The sequence below is a fragment of the Xanthovirga aplysinae genome (genome assembly GCF_009711365.1).
Taxonomy (GTDB): Bacteria; Bacteroidota; Bacteroidia; order Cytophagales; family Cyclobacteriaceae; genus Xanthovirga; species Xanthovirga aplysinae.
The window spans coordinates 1-4,295 of sequence record NZ_SMMB01000818.1 but is presented as its reverse complement, the minus strand read 5'-3'; the positions used below and the strand labels follow the sequence as shown (position 1 = coordinate 4,295).

Here is a 4,295-nt window from a genome sequence, read left to right as displayed (position 1 = left end):
GGTGCACTTCTTGCTGTAGCCTTATTCGTTTACAATTATGTTTTTAATCTTTTACCTATTAAAATGAGGTTAAGATTGGTTATATTGACGCTTTTATTGACTTTTTCTAGTTTAAAAGGTTTGTTTTATGAAAATTATTATAAGTTTTTGTGCTGTTTTTTGTCTTCTTTTCCCTTTTTCTGTTGCAATTTCGCAGGATCATTTGCCTACTGACTTTTTAGATAAGGATTTTCATAAAGGGAGACGGGATGCTGTACGAAAATTGATGCCACCAAATTCAATTGCGGTCTTTTTTGCCAATCCAATACGTAATCGCTCGAATGATGTCGATTATGTTTATCACCAGGATCCGGATTTTTATTATTTGACAGGTTATAGAGAACCCAATGCTGTAATGTTGCTTTTCTCGGATATTCAACATTATGATGACGGAGACCCATTTAACGAAATGATATTTGTTCAACCTCGTGATCCTCAAAGTGAAATGTGGAATGGACGAAGGCTGGGTGTCGAGGGAGTGAAGACTAAATTAGGTTTGGATAGGGTGTATGAAAATAGCCAATTTGCATCGGTAAATATTGACTACTCCAGTTTTGATAAAATTATGTTTATTGAATTGAAAAAGGATGTTAAGGATAATCCAAGGGATGATTCGGATTTGTTTAGTTTAATCTATGAATTTAAGAAAGCGGTGGATTTTCCTGTAGATTTTGATTCGGAAAAGTTTCGCCTTTATGATTTGATTCGGACTGTTGATGAATCCAATGGTGCAAATGTAGCTCAGGTGGTCGGTAGAGATTTAAACTATCTTTCAGAGTATAAAAATGATGATATTCTTAATGCTTTCGTAAATGCGGGAAATATAAAAGATAAAATTAAAGTGGCCCGAAAAATTCCGGAAAATAAATTGGATGGTTATTCTTTAGCATATATGATGAACAGTTTGAGGGAGGTCAAAAGCCCTGAAGAGTTAGTTTTGCTGAGAAAAGCTATTAATATTTCAGCTATAGGTCAAAGAGAAGTTATGAAGGCTATGCAAGAAGGAATGTCCGAATTGGAAATTCAGGGTATACACGAATTTGTATTTAAAAAGTATGGAGCTGAATACGAAGGTTATCCTTCAATAGTCGGGGCTGGGAATAATGGATGTGTCTTACATTACATTGATAATAGTAAGACCAAGGTGGAAGATGAACTTGTATTGATGGATTTAGGAGCGGAATATCATGGTTACTCGGCTGATGTAACTCGTACCATTCCCGTTAATGGCAAATTTAATAAGGAGCAAAGGGCAATCTACGAATTGGTTTATAAAGCCCAAGAGGCAGGTTTTGAAGCATGTAAACCTGGAGCTTCCTTTAGGGCACCCCATGAGGCCGCTAGAGCTGTAATTAATCAGGGATTAAAGGAATTGGGAATTATCTCGGATGTGGAGGTGGAGCATAACTATTTCCCCCATGGAACTTCCCACTATCTTGGACTTGATGTGCATGACAGGGGAAATTATGGGGACTTAAAAGAAGGAACTGTAATTACCGTTGAACCTGGAATTTATATTCCTGAGGGAAGTCCTTGTGACAAGAAATGGTGGGGGATTGCAGTAAGAATAGAAGATGATATTTTGATTACCAAAGAAGGATTTGAAAATCTATCTAAATTAGCCCCGAGAGCACCTGAGGAGATAGAAAACTTGATGAAAACAGAAAGTCCTTTGCAAAATTTTAAATTACCAGAACTTTGATACTTTTTAAGGTCGGATTTTGTACTATATATTGCAAAATTTGCAACCCATAGAGAAATTTAAAGATATTTTTGACTTCAACTGGAATGCTATTTAGATTTATAGTCCTCAATAAATGTATTTGTTAGGGCTTCAAAAGTAGAACCTCTTCACTTGTTAGACCTAAGATGCAAAGGGGCGAATCGAAGACTTAGGGCAATTTTTAGGGAAGCACGTTTCTACTAGTGAATTTAATTTATAAAGATTTTTTATTCCTTAATCCTGATAAAATCAGGTGAGCCTTTACCATCAGCTGGGGATGCTGATGGTAAAGGTACATTTGAGAGGATAATTAGGGGTGACAGAGGTAGGATATTTTGGTGAAAAATAGCAATGGAAGGAATCGTTGCTACTAAGGGAGAGGGAAGATCATTTTATATCTTTGAAATGTATTGGTAGAACTTTTATTTGAGTTTTTTTGACCTTCCTATTAAATGGTTTTTTTGTGGTATAAGGAGGAAATGTGTAAGTAAAATCAGGGAAAGTAACAAGCCGGTAATGTTTTTGAGTTCTTGTAATTTCATGACATATCCCTGGTCTGGAATAAAGGTAAGAGCTTTGTAAAGTTGTGGACCTAGGTATAAAAGGGCCGCCAAATTACCCGTTATTAAGGTGATTAAGATTAACTGGTGAAGTCGGTTGAAATAAGAGAATCCGGAAATAGCTGCTGTAGACCCATAAATGACAACCCATAATTGCTCATCTTTTTCATCTATGGATAATATAGCAAGGGCAGTAAAGAGGGTGACGGAAAGTAAAGTAAATATTTTGGTGCAATAGTGCATTTTCCGGCGCTCTTAATTGGTTGACTCTATACTAAATCTAGTGAAATTATATTCATAAATCAATAAAAAATTGTATTAATACGCTAAGTTGTATTATGAAAGGAACAATGGTAATAAAAATTTAGGTAAGAATATTTGCAGCTTTCTTTCCAAATTATACAAAAATGAATCCTTAGATTATAGAAATTTCACCTAATTTGAGTTATAGGTTACAAGACCAAAGCAGGGTGAATTCCTTTTTTAGCTTTAATCACGACTGCTTTAGAAGAATTTTTAGGCTCTTCTACTTGATTCTCTCACAATAAGCTTTGAGTTCAAAGTTTTAGTTTCTGGAATGAAGTTCTCCCCTTCCTCAAGTTGTCGCAAAAATTCTTGTGCAGCCAATTGTCCAATTTCAAACCCTGGTTGGCCGATAGTACTTATTTGTGGTTCTGTGAGCTCAGTAAGAGGTTCTCCGGCAAACCCAATTATGGATATTTCATCAGGAACTTTCACATTTAATTTTTTACAAGCTTTTAAAACTCCCAGGGCAACTGGGTCTGTCACTGCGAAAACTCCATCCGGAGGTTTAGGTAGGTTAATTAACTTTTTGGTGTTTTCTTCTCCACTTTGGGGGTTTAAATCGGTTTTAATGACTAGGTCCTCGTCTATAGGGATGTTATATTTTTGTAGGGCAGCTTTATAACCACTAAGGCGATCCATGCTAATGGATAAGTTTGTAGGGCCTGTTAAATGGGCTATTCTTTTGCATCCTTGTTGTATAAGGTGTTCAACTGCTTGGAAGGCTCCTTCAAAGTCATCGATGACAATTCGACTTGTTTCAAGCTCTTTACAAATTCTATCAAAAAAGACCAATGGGATGTTTCTCCTTTGAATGTCTTTTAAGTGTTCATAATCATTTGTCTCTTTTGATAAAGAAACTAAAAGCCCATCTACACGACTGGAAAGCATAGCTTGGGTGTTCATTAATTCCCGGTTATATGATTCATTGGATTGACATATTACCACTTTATATCCGTTTTTGTAGGCAATATGTTCAATACCACTTATAACGGTCGAAAAAAAGTGATGAGCAATTTCGGGAATAATTACCCCTATTGTATAGGTTTTACTACTTCTTAGGCTTAAAGCAACAGAGTTTGGTCTGTAATCCAGCTCTTTAGCAAGTTCCTGTACTTTCTTTTTGGTTTTTTTGCTGATATCTGGATGATTTTTTAAGGCTCTGGATACGGTTGAAGGGGAAATACTTAATTTTCTGGCTATATCTTTTATGGTTATTTGTCCGTGTTTCATCGCTCAAAAAATACTAAAATTAATACTAAACAGGAAGTTTAAGTTTAGAGAACTTAAAAGGCAAATAGTTAATTAAGGAGTATCTCTAAATAAATGGATAGAGAAATTTAAAAATAATCAAATTTTCCTGCCCACAGTTCTTCTCTCTTAAAGTTGGTAAATAAAGTCCACATACTGTGGTAAAGATACTTAAATATAAGGAAAATAGGAAATTATTAAAGATAATGAATGTTTGGCCATGTGGATAGAGTTTGTTCCTTTGATTGTCAAAAGCTGCTATAGAAAAGGGTGCAATTTAAAATTAAAGGAAGAACACAAATTAAAAATCCTACCTTCAATTAATTCATTTTGGCTCTTTTAGCCAAATATGCATTTAATATTGGATTAAAGCCTTTATTGATATCCGCTTCCACTAGATCAATTTTTAATTGTCCACA

Annotated in this window: 3 protein-coding genes; 1 reads left to right on the top strand and 2 read right to left on the bottom strand. The window is 35.0% G+C overall.

Going from position 1 to position 4,295, the window contains the following annotated elements:
• The first annotated feature begins 127 nt into the window (after window positions 1–127).
• Window positions 128–1,741: an aminopeptidase P family protein gene (locus E1171_RS06185; protein WP_155205138.1), complete on the top strand. Its 1,614-nt coding sequence runs from the start codon at window positions 128–130 to the stop codon at window positions 1,739–1,741.
• A 443-nt stretch (window positions 1,742–2,184) separates the two neighbouring features.
• Here the strand turns inward: E1171_RS06185 and E1171_RS06180 are convergent, their stop codons facing one another.
• Together E1171_RS06180 and E1171_RS06175 are read right to left on the bottom strand one after the other, a co-directional pair.
• Window positions 2,185–2,565, bottom strand: coding sequence for a hypothetical protein (locus E1171_RS06180; RefSeq protein ID WP_155205136.1), 381 nt, complete (start codon window positions 2,563–2,565; stop codon window positions 2,185–2,187).
• A 273-nt stretch (window positions 2,566–2,838) separates the two neighbouring features.
• Complete coding sequence (locus tag E1171_RS06175) at window positions 2,839–3,858, bottom strand: LacI family DNA-binding transcriptional regulator (protein ID WP_155205134.1); 1,020 nt, start codon at window positions 3,856–3,858, stop codon at window positions 2,839–2,841.
• Window positions 3,859–4,295: the final 437 nt, after the last annotated feature.